Annotated in this window: 14 protein-coding genes and 1 pseudogene; 5 read left to right on the forward strand and 10 right to left on the reverse strand. The window is 35.1% G+C overall.

Features of this window, described 5'->3' with window-relative positions; translation table 11 throughout:
• Window positions 1-33: 33 nt before the first annotated feature.
• Window positions 34-1,668, forward strand: a complete 1,635-nt coding sequence (locus ACP7AV_RS14790) for an ABC-F family ATP-binding cassette domain-containing protein (protein ID WP_426092606.1) — start codon at window positions 34-36, stop codon at window positions 1,666-1,668.
• A gap of 60 nt (window positions 1,669-1,728) precedes the next feature.
• Here the strand turns inward: ACP7AV_RS14790 and ACP7AV_RS14795 are convergent, their stop codons facing one another.
• Both ACP7AV_RS14795 and ACP7AV_RS14800 read right to left on the reverse strand, forming a co-directional pair.
• Entirely contained in the window at window positions 1,729-2,013 is a 285-nt protein-coding gene (locus tag ACP7AV_RS14795; RefSeq protein WP_091206953.1) for a GNAT family N-acetyltransferase, read from the reverse strand.
• Between the two features lie 29 nt (window positions 2,014-2,042).
• Window positions 2,043-2,759, reverse strand: a complete 717-nt coding sequence (locus ACP7AV_RS14800) for a pirin family protein (protein WP_426092607.1) — start codon at window positions 2,757-2,759, stop codon at window positions 2,043-2,045.
• A 113-nt stretch (window positions 2,760-2,872) separates the two neighbouring features.
• Between ACP7AV_RS14800 and ACP7AV_RS14805 the strand changes: the two genes are divergently transcribed.
• Window positions 2,873-3,541 (forward strand): alpha/beta fold hydrolase, encoded by a 669-nt coding sequence (locus ACP7AV_RS14805; protein ID WP_426092608.1) that lies wholly within the window; start codon window positions 2,873-2,875, stop codon window positions 3,539-3,541.
• A gap of 41 nt (window positions 3,542-3,582) precedes the next feature.
• Window positions 3,583-4,476 carry a lytic transglycosylase domain-containing protein gene (locus ACP7AV_RS14810; RefSeq protein ID WP_426092609.1) on the forward strand — a complete coding sequence of 298 codons (894 nt, stop codon included), beginning with the start codon at window positions 3,583-3,585 and terminating at the stop codon, window positions 4,474-4,476.
• Between the two features lie 131 nt (window positions 4,477-4,607).
• Here ACP7AV_RS14810 and ACP7AV_RS14815 read toward each other — a convergent pair whose 3' ends face one another.
• A complete protein-coding gene (locus ACP7AV_RS14815) occupies window positions 4,608-5,123 on the reverse strand; it encodes a DUF2892 domain-containing protein (RefSeq protein WP_426063542.1) in 516 nt (171 codons plus the stop codon).
• A 163-nt stretch (window positions 5,124-5,286) separates the two neighbouring features.
• Here ACP7AV_RS14815 and rpmH point away from each other — a divergent pair, with 163 nt between their 5' ends.
• Window positions 5,287-5,448: a 50S ribosomal protein L34 gene (gene rpmH / locus ACP7AV_RS14820; protein WP_007136275.1), complete on the forward strand. Its 162-nt coding sequence runs from the start codon at window positions 5,287-5,289 to the stop codon at window positions 5,446-5,448.
• A 157-nt stretch (window positions 5,449-5,605) separates the two neighbouring features.
• A complete protein-coding gene (carB, locus tag ACP7AV_RS14825) occupies window positions 5,606-8,458 on the forward strand; it encodes a carbamoyl-phosphate synthase large subunit (RefSeq protein WP_426092610.1) in 2,853 nt (950 codons plus the stop codon).
• Window positions 8,459-8,516: 58 nt separating this feature from the next.
• Here carB and ACP7AV_RS14830 read toward each other — a convergent pair whose 3' ends face one another.
• The 7 genes and pseudogenes from ACP7AV_RS14830 to ACP7AV_RS14860 form a co-directional block, all read right to left on the reverse strand.
• Window positions 8,517-8,663, reverse strand: a complete 147-nt coding sequence (locus ACP7AV_RS14830) for a hypothetical protein (protein WP_416843104.1) — start codon at window positions 8,661-8,663, stop codon at window positions 8,517-8,519.
• Window positions 8,650-9,234, reverse strand: a complete 585-nt coding sequence (locus ACP7AV_RS14835; RefSeq protein ID WP_426092611.1) for a zeta toxin family protein — start codon at window positions 9,232-9,234, stop codon at window positions 8,650-8,652. Before ACP7AV_RS14835 ends, ACP7AV_RS14830 begins: the two co-directional genes overlap by 14 nt.
• 402 nt (window positions 9,235-9,636) lie before the next feature.
• Entirely contained in the window at window positions 9,637-10,689 is a 1,053-nt protein-coding gene (locus ACP7AV_RS14840) for an ATP-grasp domain-containing protein (RefSeq protein ID WP_426092612.1), read from the reverse strand.
• 130 nt (window positions 10,690-10,819) lie between these two features.
• Window positions 10,820-12,277 carry a M28 family metallopeptidase gene (locus tag ACP7AV_RS14845; RefSeq protein WP_426092613.1) on the reverse strand — a complete coding sequence of 486 codons (1,458 nt, stop codon included), beginning with the start codon at window positions 12,275-12,277 and terminating at the stop codon, window positions 10,820-10,822.
• A gap of 902 nt (window positions 12,278-13,179) precedes the next feature.
• A pseudogene (gene lgt, locus ACP7AV_RS14850) lies at window positions 13,180-14,007 on the reverse strand (prolipoprotein diacylglyceryl transferase).
• Between the two features lie 772 nt (window positions 14,008-14,779).
• Entirely contained in the window at window positions 14,780-16,315 is a 1,536-nt protein-coding gene (locus ACP7AV_RS14855; protein WP_426092614.1) for a CHRD domain-containing protein, read from the reverse strand.
• 614 nt (window positions 16,316-16,929) lie between these two features.
• Window positions 16,930-17,820, reverse strand: a complete 891-nt coding sequence (locus ACP7AV_RS14860) for a dienelactone hydrolase family protein (protein WP_426092615.1) — start codon at window positions 17,818-17,820, stop codon at window positions 16,930-16,932.
• Window positions 17,821-18,075: the final 255 nt, after the last annotated feature.

The raw sequence follows: 18,075 nt of genomic DNA on the forward strand, positions 1-18,075 counted from the left end.
ATAATCCAATTATCTAAAAATCTTATAATTTAAATGATTACAGTTAACGATATTTCGGTGCAATTTGGCGGCACTGCACTTTTTAGCGATGTTTCTTTTGCTATAAATGAAAATGATAAAATTGCCCTTATGGGTAAAAATGGAGCCGGAAAATCGACGCTTCTTAAAATTATTGCAGGTCAAAGCAAACCTTCGACAGGGAATATTTCGGCACCAAAAGATGCTGTTGTGGCCTATTTGCCTCAGCATTTGTTATCTACGGACGGAGCAACGGTGATGGAAGAAACGTCAAAAGCATTTGGTGAGATTTTCCATATGAAAGCAGAGATCGATGAAATCAATGAGCAATTGACGATTCGTACCGATTATGAAAGTGATGCTTACATGAAATTAATCGAAAGAGTTTCTGACTTAAGTGAGAAATTCTATGCGATAGAAGAAGTAAATTATGAAGCCGAAGTTGAAAAAATATTGATCGGTTTGGGATTTGTTCGCGAAGATTTTAATCGTCAAACTTCAGAATTTTCCGGAGGATGGAGAATGCGAATCGAATTGGCCAAAATCCTCTTGCAAAAACCAGACTTAATATTACTAGATGAGCCAACCAACCACATGGATATTGAAAGTATTCAATGGTTAGAGGATTTTTTGATTAATTCAGCCAAAGCTGTTGTTGTGATTTCTCACGATAAAGCTTTTGTAGATAATATTACGAATCGTACCATTGAAGTTACAATGGGACGTATTTATGATTATAAAGCCAAATATTCTCATTATTTAGAACTTAGAAAAGACAGACGTGTGCATCAGCAAAAAGCGTATGACGAGCAACAGCGCATGATTGCCGATAACAGGACTTTTATTGACCGTTTCAAGGGAACTTTTTCTAAAACGGATGCCGTTCAGTCTCGTGTTAAGATGTTAGAAAAGCTTGTTATAGTTCAGGTGGATGAAGTGGATACTTCGGCTTTAAAACTAAAATTTCCTCCTGCTGCCCGTTCCGGACAATATCCTGTGATAGTTAAAGATTTGTCAAAATCGTATGGCGATCATGTTGTTTTTTCCAATGCAAATATGGTGATTGAAAGAGGCGAAAAAGTAGCTTTCGTAGGGAAAAATGGAGAAGGAAAATCGACGATGATCAAAGCCATTATGAAAGAAATTGAAATAAATGGTGGTAGTTTAGAAATTGGACATAATGCGAAAATTGGTTATTTTGCCCAAAACCAAGCTTCGTTGCTAGACGAAAATGCCACTATTTTTGAAACCATTGATGATATTGCCGTGGGTGATGTTCGAACTAAAATCAAAGATATTCTGGGCGCTTTCATGTTTCAAGGAGATGATGTTACCAAAAAAGTAAAAGTGCTTTCCGGTGGGGAAAAAACGCGTTTGGCGATGATAAAATTATTGTTGGAACCAGTCAATTTATTGATTCTCGATGAGCCTTCGAATCACTTGGATATGAAAACCAAAGACATTATCAAAGATGCTTTGCGCGATTTTGACGGAACCTTGATTTTAGTTTCGCACGACAGGGATTTTCTGGACGGGTTAGCGACAAAGGTTTTTGAATTTGGAAACAAAAGAGTAGTAGAACATTTTGAAGATATTGCAGGTTTCTTGGCTAATAAGAAAATGGAAAGCATGCGAGAGATAGAAAAATAATTTTGTTGGAATCTTTATAAATCAAAAAGCGGCTGTATTTTAGAATACAGCCGCTTTTTGTTAAAGTCTAATTCCCGGCGGAAGCAACTCTTTATAAACAGGATTTTTTTTGAAAAACACTACTATTTTTGGAAGAATAGGAACCACTTTCAATTTTCGTTCAATCGCAATTTCCATTATGTTTTTCAGGAAATTAGAAATAAATTCTTCATCTTCGAACGTTTCCGGAACATTTATTTTGGTTAAAAATATCTTTTTTTCCTGAAAAGAATATTCAACAGAAACTAATCCTTGATCGACTAAAGTTTCAAATTGTCTTGAAAAAGTATTGTCTTTGATTTCCATAGTGCTTGCTGCATCCATAATAATTAACTCTAATTCATTGGTACCTCTACCAAAAGTATTTTTGATTTGGTACTGATCTTGATTTTAAATGCGTCAAAATCTGTAATTCCCATGGCATCTCTTGCCTTCAAAACGTTGTTGTTAACCTCTATTTCGCCTTCAATTAAAAATAAATAAACACCGTTTTTAGGAATTCGTACTTTGTAAGTAACGCTGGTATTGCTCTCGAATATTCCTAAATGGAAAAAGGTTTTCTGGTAAACCCAAAGTGCGTTGCCATCATTTTGATCATTTGGCGAAACAATGTTTACAAAGGTATTAATTTGATTCTCAATATCAAATGATTTCTGGTCGTATCTTGGTGGCACGTTTTCTAAGTCAGGAAAAATCCATAGTTGTAAAGTTTTTGCCTCTTCGCTCTGACTCGCATTCAGTTCAGAATGTTCCACTCCGGATCCCGCACTCATTACTTGGACTTCTCCAAAACGAATGACGCCTTCATTTCCCATACTGTCCTTGTGCGCTAAGCCGCCTTCGAGTGGAATGGTAATGATTTCCATATTGGCGTGACTATGAGTACCAAAACCTGTACCTCCAGCAATGGTGTCATCATTTAAAACGCGTAACATTCCAAATTGTAAACGCTCAGGGTTAAAATAATTGCCGAACGAAAAAGAGAAATTGGCTTTAAGCCATCCAAAATCGGCCTTGCCTCTTGTATTTGATTCAAATAGTTGCGTTGTCATAAATTATTGATAATATAAAGTAAAAAGCGGATGGGGTTTGAATAAAAAAATTAATTTTATACAAAATTCGCTATAAAAAGACTAAATTTTGTTATAAAATCGTTAAAACAATTATGATTAAAATCCCCGTGTATCTAATGCCTGGTTTGGCGTCAAGTGCTGCTATTTTTGAGCGTATTGTACTTCCCGAAGACACATTTGAAATCCATTTGTTAGAGTGGGAGATTCCGCTGGACAATGAATCATTAACGCATTATGCCCAGAGAATTACAAAGAAAATAAAGCATAAAAATCCCGTTTTGATTGGTGTTTCTTTTGGTGGAATCTTAGTTCAGGAAATGGCAAAATATGTGGACGCACGCAAAGTTATCATTATTTCGAGTGTACGATGTAATTCTGAATTTCCTCGAAGACTAAAAATTGCTAAAACCACCAAAGCCTATAAACTCATTCCGATGAGTTTATTTGCAAATATCGAAAGTCTGGCTAAGTTTTCTTTTGGTGAAAAAGTAAATCAACGGCTCAAATTATATGAGAAATTCCTTTCCGTTAGGGATATTCGGTATTTAAATTGGGCTGTGGAGCAAGTGATTTTATGGGATAGAACCGTTGTTGATGAAAACGTAATTCACATTCACGGTGATGCGGATGATGTGTTTCCTATAAAATATATTAAGAATTGTATCGTTGTAAAAGGCGGGACGCACATCATGATTTTGAATAAATACAAATGGTTGAACGAAAATTTACCTTCGATTATATTGGGGGCAAAAATGAAGTAATCACACTTTAATAACGATATGAAAGGATAAAAATGAAAAAGATGAAATTAATTAATAAAGTAGCGGTAATAAGTACCGTAATATTTGCGAGTGGCCTATTTGTTTTTGCTACAACAAATGATGCAAAACAAAAAAATATTGAAGATGGAATTGTTTCTAATTTTCCTGTGAAATTAGACTTTGCCGGTGAGGAAACACCATTAAAAATATCAGATGTAAAGGAACGTTTTGATCGGGAATTGCTGGTGAATGTGAATTTACACGCGTCCACAATTTTAGCGATAAAAAGAGCCAATCGCGCTTTTCCGGTAATTGAGCCTATTTTGAAAAAGAATGGTATTCCGGACGATTTCAAATACTTGGCAGTAATTGAAAGCGGATTGGTGAATGCAGTTTCGCCAGCAGGAGCGCGGGGAGTTTGGCAATTCATGCCGGATACAGCAAAGGAACGCGGAATGGAAGTGACTGAAAATGTAGATCAGCGCTATGACCTTGAAAAATCGACGGAAGCAGCTTGCAGTTATTTTTTGAGTGCCAAAGGAAAATTTGGAAGCTGGACTTTGGCGGCAGCCTCATACAATGGGGGAATGTCAGGTGTCAATAAACAAATTGGAATCCAAAAAGTGTCTGACTATTATGATTTGCTGCTTACGGAAGAAACGTCTCGATATGTTTTTAGGATTTTAGCTTTGAAAGAGATCATGAAGAATCCGGTAAAATATGAGTTTAATATACTTCCGGGTGATTTGTATGAAATTTTGCCAACCAAGAAAATCGAAATTGACAGTTCGATTACAGATTTGGCGGCATTTGCAAAAGGACAAGGGATTAATTATAAGATTTTGAAAATACACAATCCTTGGCTCAGGGAAACCAAATTAATAAATGATACTGGTAAAAAATACCAAATTGAAATTCCTCTAAAAGGGTATTAATTATTTTTTAAACGATATCAGGCATTTAAGAAAATATAAGTGGAGTTATAAAATCGTTGACTTCAATGCTTAAACTATAAAAAAAGGGTCAAATGTGTTATCATTTGACCCTTTTTCTGTAGTTGTATAAATTATATTTTTTTCATCTGATCTTTCATCATTGTGATCTGATCTTTCAACATATTCTGTTTGTCTAATTTTTTAGCTTCATTCAATAGGGAAGTAGCTTCTAATTTTCTTCTGCGTGTCATGGCAACTCCGGCTAAGTTTAATTTGGCTACAGCCAAATCCATATCCATTGATAATCCTAACTCAATTGCTTTTCTGAAATATTTTTCCGCTTTGTTGATATTTGTTTGTGAAAGCATAATTCCGTGCAAGTAATTGAAATAGCCTTGTTGTTTTTGTACTAAAGCTGTTTCGGGGTTTTTGATGTACGCCAACCATTTTTGGGCACCTTCAAAATCTTGTTTTCTTAGTTTTAAGAAAGCCAATAAGATGAATTCGTTTTTGAAGTAAAGGAATATAGGAATTGCACTTAATAATATTAGGAAGATTCCATTACCGATATTGCTTTCTGTGAATTGCCAAATGCCAGTAGCGATGATAAGTCCGGCGATAATAAGTTTAATATTTCTGTGAAACATAGTGTGATTATTTTAAGATCACAAATATAGTAAAATGAAATGAAAATATTTTTACAAAACTACTTGTGAGGAAAAAAAGTCTTTGTATATTTGCACTCGGTTTTAGAATAACGGTTATTCAAAATAAGAAGACATATAAATAAGATTTTAAAGATACAAAGCAATGAGCAAAAGAACGTTTCAACCATCGAAAAGAAAAAGAAGAAATAAGCACGGATTTATGGACAGAATGGCTTCTGCGAATGGAAGAAAAGTTCTTGCTAGAAGAAGAGCTAAAGGAAGACATAAATTGACTGTTTCTTGCGAACCAAGACACAAAAAATAATGTTTGTATAAACATAAATAAGGCGTTACTTTTTTTAGTATCGCCTTTTTTTATACCTATTCGTTAAAAAATGTTTAATATTTACAGTTAAAAGATTTGAGTTCAGTAATTTTAATCTTTTCAAAACAACAACTACACAACACAATAATACTATAAAATGCCAAAAGATACATCCATAAAATCAGTTTTAATAATAGGTTCAGGTCCTATTGTTATTGGTCAAGCATGTGAATTTGATTATGCGGGATCACAATCTGCACGTTCTATTCGTGAAGAAGGAATCGAAGTTATTTTGATCAATTCGAATCCGGCAACAATCATGACTGATCCATCAATGGCGGATCATATATATTTATTGCCCTTAACGACAAAATCAATTATTCAAATTTTAAAAGAACATCCTCAGATTGATGCAGTCTTGCCTACAATGGGAGGGCAAACGGCTTTAAATCTTTGTTTAGAAGCCGATGAAAAAGGGATTTGGGCTGATTTTGGAGTAAAATTAATTGGTGTTGATGTTAACGCTATCAATATTACCGAAGACAGAGAACAGTTCAAACAATTGCTTAAAAAAATAGGTGTGCCATCTGCTCCGGCAGAAATATGTACGTCTTATCTGAGAGGAAAAGAAATTGCTCAGGAATTTGGTTTTCCATTAGTAATCCGTCCTTCTTTTACTTTAGGTGGAACCGGAGCTGCTATTGTTTATAAAAAAGAAGATTTTAACGAACTTTTGACTCGTGGGTTAGAAGCATCTCCTATTCACGAAGTCTTGATTGATAAAGCTTTGATGGGTTGGAAAGAATACGAATTGGAGCTTTTGAGAGATAAAAATGACAATGTCGTGATTATTTGTTCGATCGAAAATATGGATCCAATGGGAATTCACACCGGAGATTCCATTACGGTTGCGCCAGCAATGACTTTGTCTGACACGACTTTTCAAAGAATGCGTGACTATGCAATCTTGATGATGCGTAGCATCGGAAACTTTGCCGGAGGTTGTAACGTGCAGTTTGCCGTTTCGCCAGATGATAAAGAAGACATTGTAGCGATTGAAATCAATCCTCGTGTTTCTCGTTCTTCTGCTTTGGCATCAAAAGCAACGGGTTATCCAATTGCAAAAATTGCTTCCAAACTAGCTTTGGGGTACAACTTAGATGAACTGCAAAATCAAATTACCAAATCGACTTCGGCTTTATTCGAACCAACTTTGGATTATGTAATTGTAAAAATTCCGCGTTGGAACTTTGATAAATTCGAAGGAGCTGACCGCACTTTGGGACTTCAAATGAAATCAGTAGGTGAGGTTATGGGAATTGGACGTTCGTTCCAAGAAGCATTACACAAAGCGACTCAATCTTTGGAAATTAAAAGAAATGGTTTGGGTGCTGACGGAAAAGGATACACGAACTACGAACAGATTATCGAAAAACTGACTTTTGCGAGTTGGGATCGTGTTTTTGTGATTTACGATGCTATCGCACTGGGAATTCCATTGAGTCGCATTCATGAAATCACTAAAATTGATATGTGGTTCTTAAAACAATACGAAGAGCTATATACGTTAGAAAAAGAAATTTCAAACTATAAAGTTGATTCTTTGCCAAGAGAATTGTTATTGGAAGCGAAACAAAAAGGTTTTGCTGACAGACAAATCGCGCACATGGTAGGTTGTTTAGAAAGCCAAGTGCATACGTTGCGAACTACAATGAACATCAATCGTGTGTTTAAATTAGTAGATACTTGTGCGGCGGAGTTCAAAGCAAAAACGCCTTATTATTACTCGACTTTTGAAGCCGAAATAGAAAAAGCGGATGGAACCCGTTACGTGGACAACGAAAGTATTGTTACTGATAAAAAGAAAATAATTGTTCTTGGGTCAGGCCCAAATAGAATTGGACAGGGAATCGAGTTCGATTACTCTTGCGTTCACGGTGTGCTTGCCGCCAAAGAATGTGGTTACGAAACTATCATGATCAACTGTAATCCGGAAACGGTTTCGACTGATTTTGATACAGCCGATAAATTGTATTTTGAACCAGTTTTCTGGGAACATATTTACGATATTATCCAACATGAAAAACCAGAAGGGGTAATTGTACAATTGGGAGGTCAAACGGCTTTGAAATTGGCCGAAAAACTATCTAAATACGGTATTAAAATTATTGGAACGAGCTTTGACGCTTTGGATTTAGCCGAAGACAGAGGACGTTTCTCAGAATTGTTAACCGATTTAAAAATTCCTTTTCCGCAATTTGGAATTGCTGAAACTGCTGACGAAGCTTCGGCCTTAGCGGATGTTTTGGACTTTCCATTATTGATTCGTCCTTCGTATGTTTTGGGTGGTCAGGGAATGAAGATTGTAATTAACAAGCAAGAATTAGAGGAACACGTGATCAATTTATTGAAAACGATTCCAGGAAATAAATTGCTTTTAGACCATTATTTGGATGGGGCAATTGAAGCCGAAGCTGATGCGATTTGCGATGGGGAAAATGTGTACATCATAGGGATTATGGAGCACATCGAACCTTGCGGAGTACACTCTGGAGATAGTAACGCTACTTTGCCGCCATTTAACTTAGGTGAATTTGTAATGCAACAAATAAAAGACCATACCAAAAATATTGCATTGGCTTTGAGAACCGTTGGTTTAATCAACATTCAGTTTGCGATAAAAGATGATATCGTTTACATCATTGAAGCAAATCCTAGAGCGTCTCGTACGGTTCCATTTATTGCAAAAGCCTACGGAGAACCGTATGTGAACTATGCGACTAAAGTAATGTTAGGTCACAATAAAGTAACCGACTTTACTTTCAACCCACAGTTGAAAGGATATGCCATCAAGCAACCGGTGTTCTCTTTCAGCAAATTCCATAATGTGAACAAAGCATTGGGACCAGAAATGAAATCAACAGGGGAAAGCATCTTGTTTATTGATGACTTGAAAGACGATCAGTTCTATGAATTGTATTCGAGAAGAAAAATGTATTTGAGTAAATAAAAACTTGAATTTTGTTATATGTAAAAAGCCCCGAAATTTCGGGGCTTTTTTTGTGGTTTTAAGGTTTTACCCTAACTATTTTATTATCCTTGAGAATAACCAATTCACTATTTGTTCTCTTTTTGAATTCGATTAATTTCTCGTAAACTTTGTTCATCCCATCAACAATTTTTTGTTGGTTTTGAGATCTTTTATATTCTTTCATTCCAATATTTTTTTAAGTTATAGAATTTAGTTTCGCTTAAAATTTTTATTTCAGTTTCTAAAGATTTTTCTGCAATTAATTCTGGTACTCCAAATGAATTATCAAAAATAAGTACTTCATCTGCAATTTCAAGATAAATTTCAAAAAGGTTTTTAATTCCATTGATGTATCTACGCTTTATGACTTCGGTTTCTATATTATGACCTCCTTCAATGACTCGAGTTTTAACTCTTTCTATAGCTAAATCAACAGTTTCTAACCAAAAAAATAACAACGTTACGTTATATTTTTGCTTTTTTGCTTCGGCAATTTTAGATTTATAACTTTTGGTTGCCAAAGTAGTTTCAAAAGCAAAGGTTTGATTTGTTTCCAGAAGTTCGTTAATTCGTTTGAGCATTATTCTTCCTGCTTCAAAAGATACCTTTTCAGGCTGAAAAGGCGATAATCCTTTGGCAATTTCATCTGCATTTACAAATTCTTTGCAATTTAAAATTTCTGGTAAAATAGTAAAGGAAGCAGTTGTTTTTCCTGCTCCATTGCAACCAGCAATAATGTAAAGGTTTTTATTCATTTATACAAAGGTAAATAATTTTAGGTTTTAAAATTATTAGTTTTTTATTCCATCATCTTAATCTATAGATTAAGATGATGGATAAAGAACTTGTTTATTGATGACTTGAAAGACGATCAATTCTACGAATTGTACTCTAGAAGAAAAATGTATTTGAGTAAATAAAAACTTGAATTTTGTTATATGTAAAAAGCCCCGTTTGGGGCTTTTTTTGTGGAATTTGCTGAAAGGTAAAATAGTGCAGATGCTTTTATTGTGCCACGCAACCAAGTCTAGCTTTGGACAGCTTTTTTTTTGAAAGCTTTTTCGTAAATTTTGCGCACTTGTTTCATAGATTAAAATTAAGATTATTTCTTAACTTTCTATGATGGCTAAGTTAGCATGTTCACTTTAAAATTTTCCTTATTTCGATACTATATATTTTCTTAAATCAGAGGTCAGAATATCATTTAATTCTTTTTGATTACTAGCTGTACTTTCAATAAAAGCAAATCCAAATACAGGATAATTATTTATATCTAATTCTCTAATTAATACTGGTTTTTCAAAATCTTTAGCAAGATCTGAATAGTTAAATCTTAAAATATCCGAAGGGATTATTCCTGAATTATTATCCAAAACAATGACACTAAATATTTTATTCTCTTTGCCTTTAAATATAGAATCCCAGTCTGGTTTTTTATTTTCACGAAAGCATTTGTATTCATTAAATCCTAAAGTTACTCCTAGAAGGTCGGCCGTGGTGCAAAATCCACCAAAGCGTAAAGGGTTTACTTCGATAGGGTTTATTTTCCCATTTTCATCTATGCGGACTTCTGCATGAGCCGGGAAATTTTTTAAATGTAACTCTTTGCCAATTTTACTTAAAAAATCTTCAAGATCAATTTTATACTTTTCAATGATTGCTTTGGATGTTGAATAAACCCGATCACTTGTGTCTGTTCCAGATGAAAAGAGGTGGTGTAAAACGTTTAACAAAACAGCATCTCCATTATTGTCGTAATAATAATCGATTGCATATTCTTCTCCACGAATAAATTCTTCAATAATAAAAGTACTTGTGTTTAATACATTTTCAGGAAATATACTTTTAAGTTTATCCGGTTGTAACTCACTTTTAGCTTTTATCCAGTCTTTCTCATTTTCTACTATATGAACTCCTATGCTAAAGAAACCAACAGCAGGTTTAATTACAAAAGGGAATCGAATTTCATCATCGGACAATCGTTGGATTTCTTCAATACTTATTTGCCTGAAATAAAAGTCGGGAAACAGCTCTTTTATAAGTTCTCTAAACTTTACTTTATTTTTTAAAACTTGTAATTGACTTGATAATTCACTTTCTCCATAATTTTGATCGATCCAAGCTAATGCATTCTCTGAATTGCTATAAAGAGAAATTTCTGGATTATTTTTTAGTAAAGCGATTGCTTCCTCTTCGGCTATCCATGCCAAAGAATCATCTTTTATCAATTCTTTGGCTACTTTGGTTGCAATTATTTTATAATTATTATCTTTTATTGTTTTGATAAGAAAATCGGAAACAAATGGCTTGTCTATTAAGAACATAATAGTTAGTTATTTTTTACTTTTTTATTTCAATAGTTAAAGCAGGACGTTTGGCACTTTCAGCAATTCTCCATCCGGTTTCATAGATCCACTTTGTCATCTTAGTAAGTTTTACATAGTCAATTTTATCTGGGCTATCGAAGGGGGTATGGTAGTCAGGGTGTAATAAGGTGGTGAAAAATATTGCTGGAACATTAGCTTGAGCATAGGGAAGATGATCGCTTCGGAAGTACCAATTCTCTGGGTGATCTGCAGCATCCCAAGAAGTATCTACTTTGAAGTTGGCAATACTTTTATTAGCTGCTAAAGTGGTAGCTACAAGGTCAGAAGAATTAAGATGAGGTTCTGTTACGCCTAATAGCGCCGCAGAATCAGATGCATTGCGTCCTATCATATCGCCATTTAAAACAGCAACTATGGAGGGCAGTTTAACGGTGGGATGGCTAACAAAATAGCGAGAACCCAATAAACCTCTTTCCTCAGATCCGTGCCACACAAATAAAGCCGATCGCTTAGCGGGTTGTGTACTCCACGCATTCCCTATTGCAAGCATCGCTACCGTTACTGATGCATTATCATCAGCACCGTTCCAGATAGGATCACCGTTAACAGCAGGTCCTACTCCGTCATGGTCCTGGTGACCGCTGAATAAAACATATTCCTCTTTCAGTTTAGGATCAGTTCCATCAACCTTTGCAACAACATTAATAGAAGGATAGTCAAAATTCTCTACCTTCAAATTAGTTTTTAAATAAGCGCCTTGTTTAGAAAATATATTTTTTAACTGTTTACTTGCCAATATAATTGGTACCGTAGCTGCAGTAGAGGATTCGGCACCTTCAATTCCATAACTTCCTTCTTGATAATGAAATCCCGTAAACGAAATAAGTGATTCTACAGTATCATCAGCAACAAAAATGATAGCAGTAACACCGCGGCTGAGGAGTTCTTTTCCCTGCTGATTCATGGCAGAAGCGGTATAACGATATTGCCAGAGGCTCACCCAGTCTTGAATAACGGGGGTTGGAGGCATAATATTCATAGCTACAATTTTGCCTTTCAGATCGACAGTATTATCCGGTATTTTGTCTAACCAAACTACGGAGCCTTCTAGGGTAGTGTCAACCAAATTAGTTGGCCAAATCTCTTTCCAAAGATCAAGTGCTTTACCATTTACATTAACAGTACTACTATTGGCCATACGGCTGCGTTTCAGATTAAAGAATTGGAAGTATGTTCCATCTTCGCCTGCTGGTTTAAGGCCAGCTTCACGGGCCTTTTGAGCCACCCAAACAGAAGCTCGCATTTCGCCAAGTTCTCCTCCTCTTCGTCCCCGAAAGGCGTCACCCGCCAGTTCATATAAATCATCTTTTAGATCTTGCTGCTTAATTTTATCTAATTGTGGTGCTGTGCTTTGCGCAAAAAGTGAAGTGGAAATAAATAATATTAAAAGAAGAATTTGTTTGGATTTCATAAGGTTTATTTTTAAAAATTGAAAAGTTTAAAATCGTAAAGGATCTATAAGTATTGGCAGCCGGTCTGTAATCACTATTGAATAGCCTAGTCTTTCCAAATGTATAGATAATCTTTTATTACAAATCATCAAAATGACTTTTTATTTGCTGAATGCTTTTGGTACTTTATTGACTATGAGTTTTTCTACTATTGCGCTCTAATAATTCCCGAATATAACGTAAATCCGTTTCGTTTACCAAGAAATGTGTCGCATAGCGATTCTATTTGGAACTTTATTTTGTATCCTAGTTTCTTAACCGTTTATTAGGAGCATTAAGGTCGTCGCTCATATCTAAACCTTCTCTTGTTAGTAATAAATTTAATTCAGGATTCATTTGTTTGATTTCATGTTTCGATTACGCAAAACAGCAAGAGTTTTATTGTTGGTGCTTTAGACGCAACGAAGTCTAGCTTTTGGCAGTAGTCGGTTTATGTAATGCTACATAAATATTCCTCAGCTGTCATAATTGGAATTGTAGAATGCTTAAAGTCTTTTCCGTTTCTAGTTATAATTATTGAGCAGTTAGATTGTAAAGCAGTAAAATATTGGACAGCATCTGGAAAATTTTTAAAACTCGAATTTAACGCTTTGTCTATTGTTCTGGGCACAGTTTGCAAAACTACGCTAACGATTGTGTGATATAAGCGGTATCGGGGTTGCGCAAATAATTTAAGCGATTTTTAATACAAAAAATGTAAGCAATTAAAAAGAAGGTTGTTAGAGAGTTTGACGTCGCGCTGCTTTGAGATGGTGGGAAATTCGTAACCTTTCAATTTTCGGCTTTGCAGAAGAGTTGATGCGAAACGGTAATTCCAATAAATCACACACTAGGTCAAAACCGCTGTTGGTGACTGGTTTTTTTATTTAGGTTGGTTTTTAAGTAAATTAAAAGCTACAAAGTATAATCCCAATAACACAAAAGGAATACTCAATATTTGCCCCATATTTAAACTCATTCCTTTTTCAAATTCTACTTGATTTATTTTTAGAAATTCTATTAAAATTCTCATTACAAATATTAAAGTTATTGCTAAACCAAACAAAAAACCATTTCCTAACTTTATGTTTTTAGTGTTGTAAATAGTGAAAACGATAATAAAAATCATTAAATATGAAATTGCTTCATAAAGTTGAGCTGGATGCCTTGGTATATTGTCAACACGTTTAAAAATAAATGCCCATGGCATTGAAGTCGGATTACCAATCATTTCAGAGTTCATTAAATTTGCAAGTCTTATAAATGTTGCTCCAAGTGGCGCAACAATTGCAATCAAGTCCAGTGTTTTAAGATATCTTATTTCATATTTTTTTGAATATATATAGAGTGAAATAATTAATCCAACTGTACCTCCGTGACTTGCTAAACCTGCAAAGCCAATAAATTTGTATTCTCCGTTTAGAGTTTTCTTAATAGGTAAAATAATTTATAATAAGTTTTTTGAATAATAATCAAAGTCGTAAAATAAACAATGTCCTAATCTCGCTCCGACAAAAATTCCAATTATTCCATAAACAAACAATGCTTCGCGTGCACTATCTTTTAAGTTTTCTCTTTTAAAAATTCTTTTTAGAATGTACATACATAAAACCAAACCACAAGCAAATAAAAGTCCGTAATATTTTAATGGAAAACCGTAAATGTTTATTATTTCAGAGTCAAAATCCCAATTTATGTACAATGCAATCATATTTTTTTATTAATTTCTATTTTTTGCGATATTTTGGTAAACTTGCCACCAAATAGTATATATTAATGACGATATCAGACTTATTATCCCTAAATTGGGTGGCTTTGTCGGATAAACGTCAGATTTTATTTATTTTCAAATGTAAACAAATTTCTAACTCCCTTATTTTTATGTAATATTTTTTTTAAAAAAAATAGATTAAAAAAAGTCCCATTACCGGGACTTTTAAATATGAAAACTTATAATTATTATTTCTTCAATTTCTCCTTGAAAAAATCAATAGTTCTTATCCAAGATAAAGTCGCGGCTTTTTCATGGTATCTGGGTTTATATATTGAAAAAGCCCCGTGTAGGGCTTTTTTTATAAGATTGTATTTAGTGTTAGTAGATTATCATTATAGATTAAAGTCGGAGACATTTGCCCAGCGTAAACCAAGTAACACTTCGGAGAGCGAGAGTCAAAGTCGGAGGCATTTGGCCAGCATAGTTCAAGTAGCACTTTGGAGAGCGGGTAGAATCAATTATGTAGTTTTTGATTGTAAGAGTGAATTTGTTATCATGCAATAAGTGCTAATATTTAAAAATCTATTTACCAAATATGAAACAGTAATTTGTCACTAGTCTTTAAGCATAAAAATGTGCATTTATTACTGAGGTTTTCGATAGTTTTCGGAAATAGGTTAGTGATGGGGCTACTTATTTTAAGACGGGATAATTTCAATAAATAAAGCCAGTACATCTGCACTGGCTTTATTTGAATACTTTTTTTTACTTAATTGGTAATTGTTATAATACCTGTCATCGAGGAATGAAACTCACAGATGTAATATAATGTGTTTGGTGCATCACTGGGTACAGTAAAAGATATGACACCACTCGAAGCACCATTATTAGTAACACCGTTGTTGTAAGCGCTTGCACTGCCGGTCGTTTGGACTGTCTTTATTAAGAAAGGATGTCCTGGTGTATTCATAGTAAAACTATACGTTTTACCTCTTTGCAAAGTCAAATTTGGATTACTTCCATTCGTCAACCCCCCACCATTAAATACGTAAGATGAAGAACCTGAATTGGTTATGTTGTAATTTACAATATTCGAATTTACTGCATTAGCTCCAATGTTGCCCTGAGCGATTATGGTTGCTAGATTGCTAGCACTTTGATGAACATTTATGTATCCATTAAAATTTAGAAGCTCCTCATAGGTAATGGTGGTTCCATTATTGAGTTTACTCACACTGGTCTCACTCTTTCCAGTAGCACCGATGATCGATGTAAGGTCGATAGCTATAGCTCCTCCCTGGGCGGCAGTATTGAGATGGATGTGTGCGGGAGAACTAACTCCAGCAGTTGTGCCAGTCAAGGAAATACTTACTAAAGTTTCACCACTCACCCTTTTTGTAAATTTTGCTGTGCCGCTTATGGCGTTGTTAGAAACAGCATTTAGCGTGTAGGTTTTACTGGTATTAGTAAGTTCGTTCTTACCAATATCACCTTGTGCGATTAATGTTGATAAAGCGGTAGCACTTTCATGAACATTTATATATCCATTAAAATTCAAAAGCTCATCATAAGTTATGGTAGCTCCAGTATTAAGTTTGTTTACACTAGTATCACTTTTTCCGGTCGATCCAGTTACTGATGTTAGATCTACTACTACACCGCCCGTTTGAGCGACAGTATTAACGTGAATATGTGCAATAGAACTAACTCCTGGAGTTGTTCCCGTTAGCGAAATACTTACCAAAGCTTTACCGCTTACTCTTTTGGTAAATTTCGCTGTACCACTTACGGCACTATTAGAAACGGCACTTAGGGTATACGTTTTGCTGGTACTTGTGAGTTCATTAATACCAATGTCGCCTTGCGCTATCAATGTTGCAAGATCGGTACCGCTAAGGTGGGTATTAACATAACCATCTAAAGTAATTAACTGCTCGTAAGTGACGGGCGAGCCATTATTCAAAGCTGTAACAACCGTTTCACTTTTACCGGTACTTCCAGTAACAGAAGTTAGGTCGAGTAAAATGGCTCCACCTTCTGCTGCTGTGCCAGCATGGATGTGTGCAGGATGACTTCCACCAGCATTTGTGCCGCTTAATTGAATAGTAATAAGCGTAGCATTATCATTTCTTTTCGAAAACGTAACGGTTCCGCTGATAGCAGGGTTTGATGTAGTGTACAAGTTGAATTGTTTAGATTCCCCAGTGAGTTGTGGTGAAGTGTCGTCATCACTACATCCAATAAAAAAAGTCGTGCTAACTACTAGAAAACACAATAAGGAAAATAATTTGCTAAAATTTTTCATAGTCTTTTTGTTTAGTTTTTTTATGTAAAGATTAAACAAAAATAATTATAATTGTTTCTTAATATTTGTAAATTTGTGATTTATTTAACATAGTAATGATCAGTCATGATTTATTTAACTGAATTTGGAATGGCTTCCAAATTAGAATTTGGTGCTTGTTCAAAACTTCAAAAAAGGTATCGTTTTTAATCCTTCTGGAACTAGCGCCCAGAAACATTAAATTCGGCCTGTTGTACCTTCGACTTGCCTCGAAGAGATTCATGGGGCTTTTTGGAGTTATAATCCTGTTCCATGATTCTGCCGTTTCGCTGAACCGGTCTATGTACCTGAAGAGGAACTCATTTTAGACCCACTGCTGTAACGGCCTAAGAAACGTTTTATGCAGTCGTTTTGGGTGGGATTCCCCAAATGGATATAAAAGAAACCGATCCGATGCACCTCGCTTTAGCCTCTGGTTATTTTAGCAATGAACTCAGGCCCTTTGCCCATCTTTATCTTCATGGACTTTGCCCGCTTGTTAAAAGATAGTTCAATTTACGTAATGTTTTCTTCGCAAATAATTAAAATTAATTCCAAAAAAAAGCCCCGGTTAAGGGACTTTAAAAAATATAAAATTATTTTTTCAATTTCTCCTTGAAAAAATCTATCGTTCTTGTCCACGATAAAGTCGCGGCTTTCTCATCGTATCTGGGAGTCGTATTGTTATGAAAACCATGATTCACACCTTCATAGAAATAAGCGACATGTTCTACTTTGTTTTTTTTAAGGATGGTTTCGTAAGCGGGCCAACCTTCATTTACCCGGGTGTCTAAACCGGCATAGTGTACCATGATTGGCGTTTTTATTTTTTCAGCTTCTGCTGCAGTGGGCTGTCCTCCGTAATACGGAACTGCGGCACATAATTTTGGTATTTTGACTGCCATCATATTGGCAATCCAGCCGCCAAAACAAAATCCTACCACACCTATATGTCCATTACAATCTTTGTGCGATTTTAGGTATTTGTAAGCTGCAATGAAATCTTCGAGCATTTCTTCACGGGTCCGTTTTTTTTGTAATTCCCTTCCTGCATCATCATTTCCGGGATAACCGCCCAGAGGCGATAATGCATCCGGTGCTAAAGTGATGAAGCCTTCCACAGCGGCTCTTCGTCCTACATCTTCAATATACGGATTCAGTCCGCGGTTTTCATGTACGACAATGATTCCCGGTAGTTTCTTTTTGGTTGCGGTAGGTTGCGATAAAAGTCCTTTGATCGTTCCACCGCCTTTAGGAGAATCGTAAGTTATAAATTCTGATTGTAGTCTTGGATCGTCTGGCTTGATTAAGATAGAATCCACGTAATTGGGCGTCATAAAACTCAGAAGTGACGGAAGCGTGAGTGTTCCTACCGCAAAAAGGGAGAGTTTCTCGACAAATTGTCTTCTTTCAATTTTATTGTGGGCATAGTCGTCGTATAAGTCAAATATTTCCTGACTGATATCTTTTTTGGTTATTTCTTTCATAGCATTTTTTTTGATTCAACTAAATTAGGAAAAAAAGTGATTGTTTTACAGGACAGTAATTTCATTTTTTAGAGCAATCAGTTACAACAAGGCAAAATGGAATTCTAATTGCTTTGTGGTATATTTTTTTATAACCACAAAGAGAGGTCGCAAGATTGGCGTTTTGGTAATACAATAAATGCATGTTTTAAGGACGCTGATAATTTGGATTTACGCAAATTTTATAGTTTATTTTTCAAAAAAACAACCAGCAAT

The sequence above is a fragment of the Flavobacterium sp. DSR3-2 genome, from assembly GCF_049896525.1.
In the GTDB taxonomy this organism is placed as follows: domain Bacteria; phylum Bacteroidota; class Bacteroidia; order Flavobacteriales; family Flavobacteriaceae; genus Flavobacterium.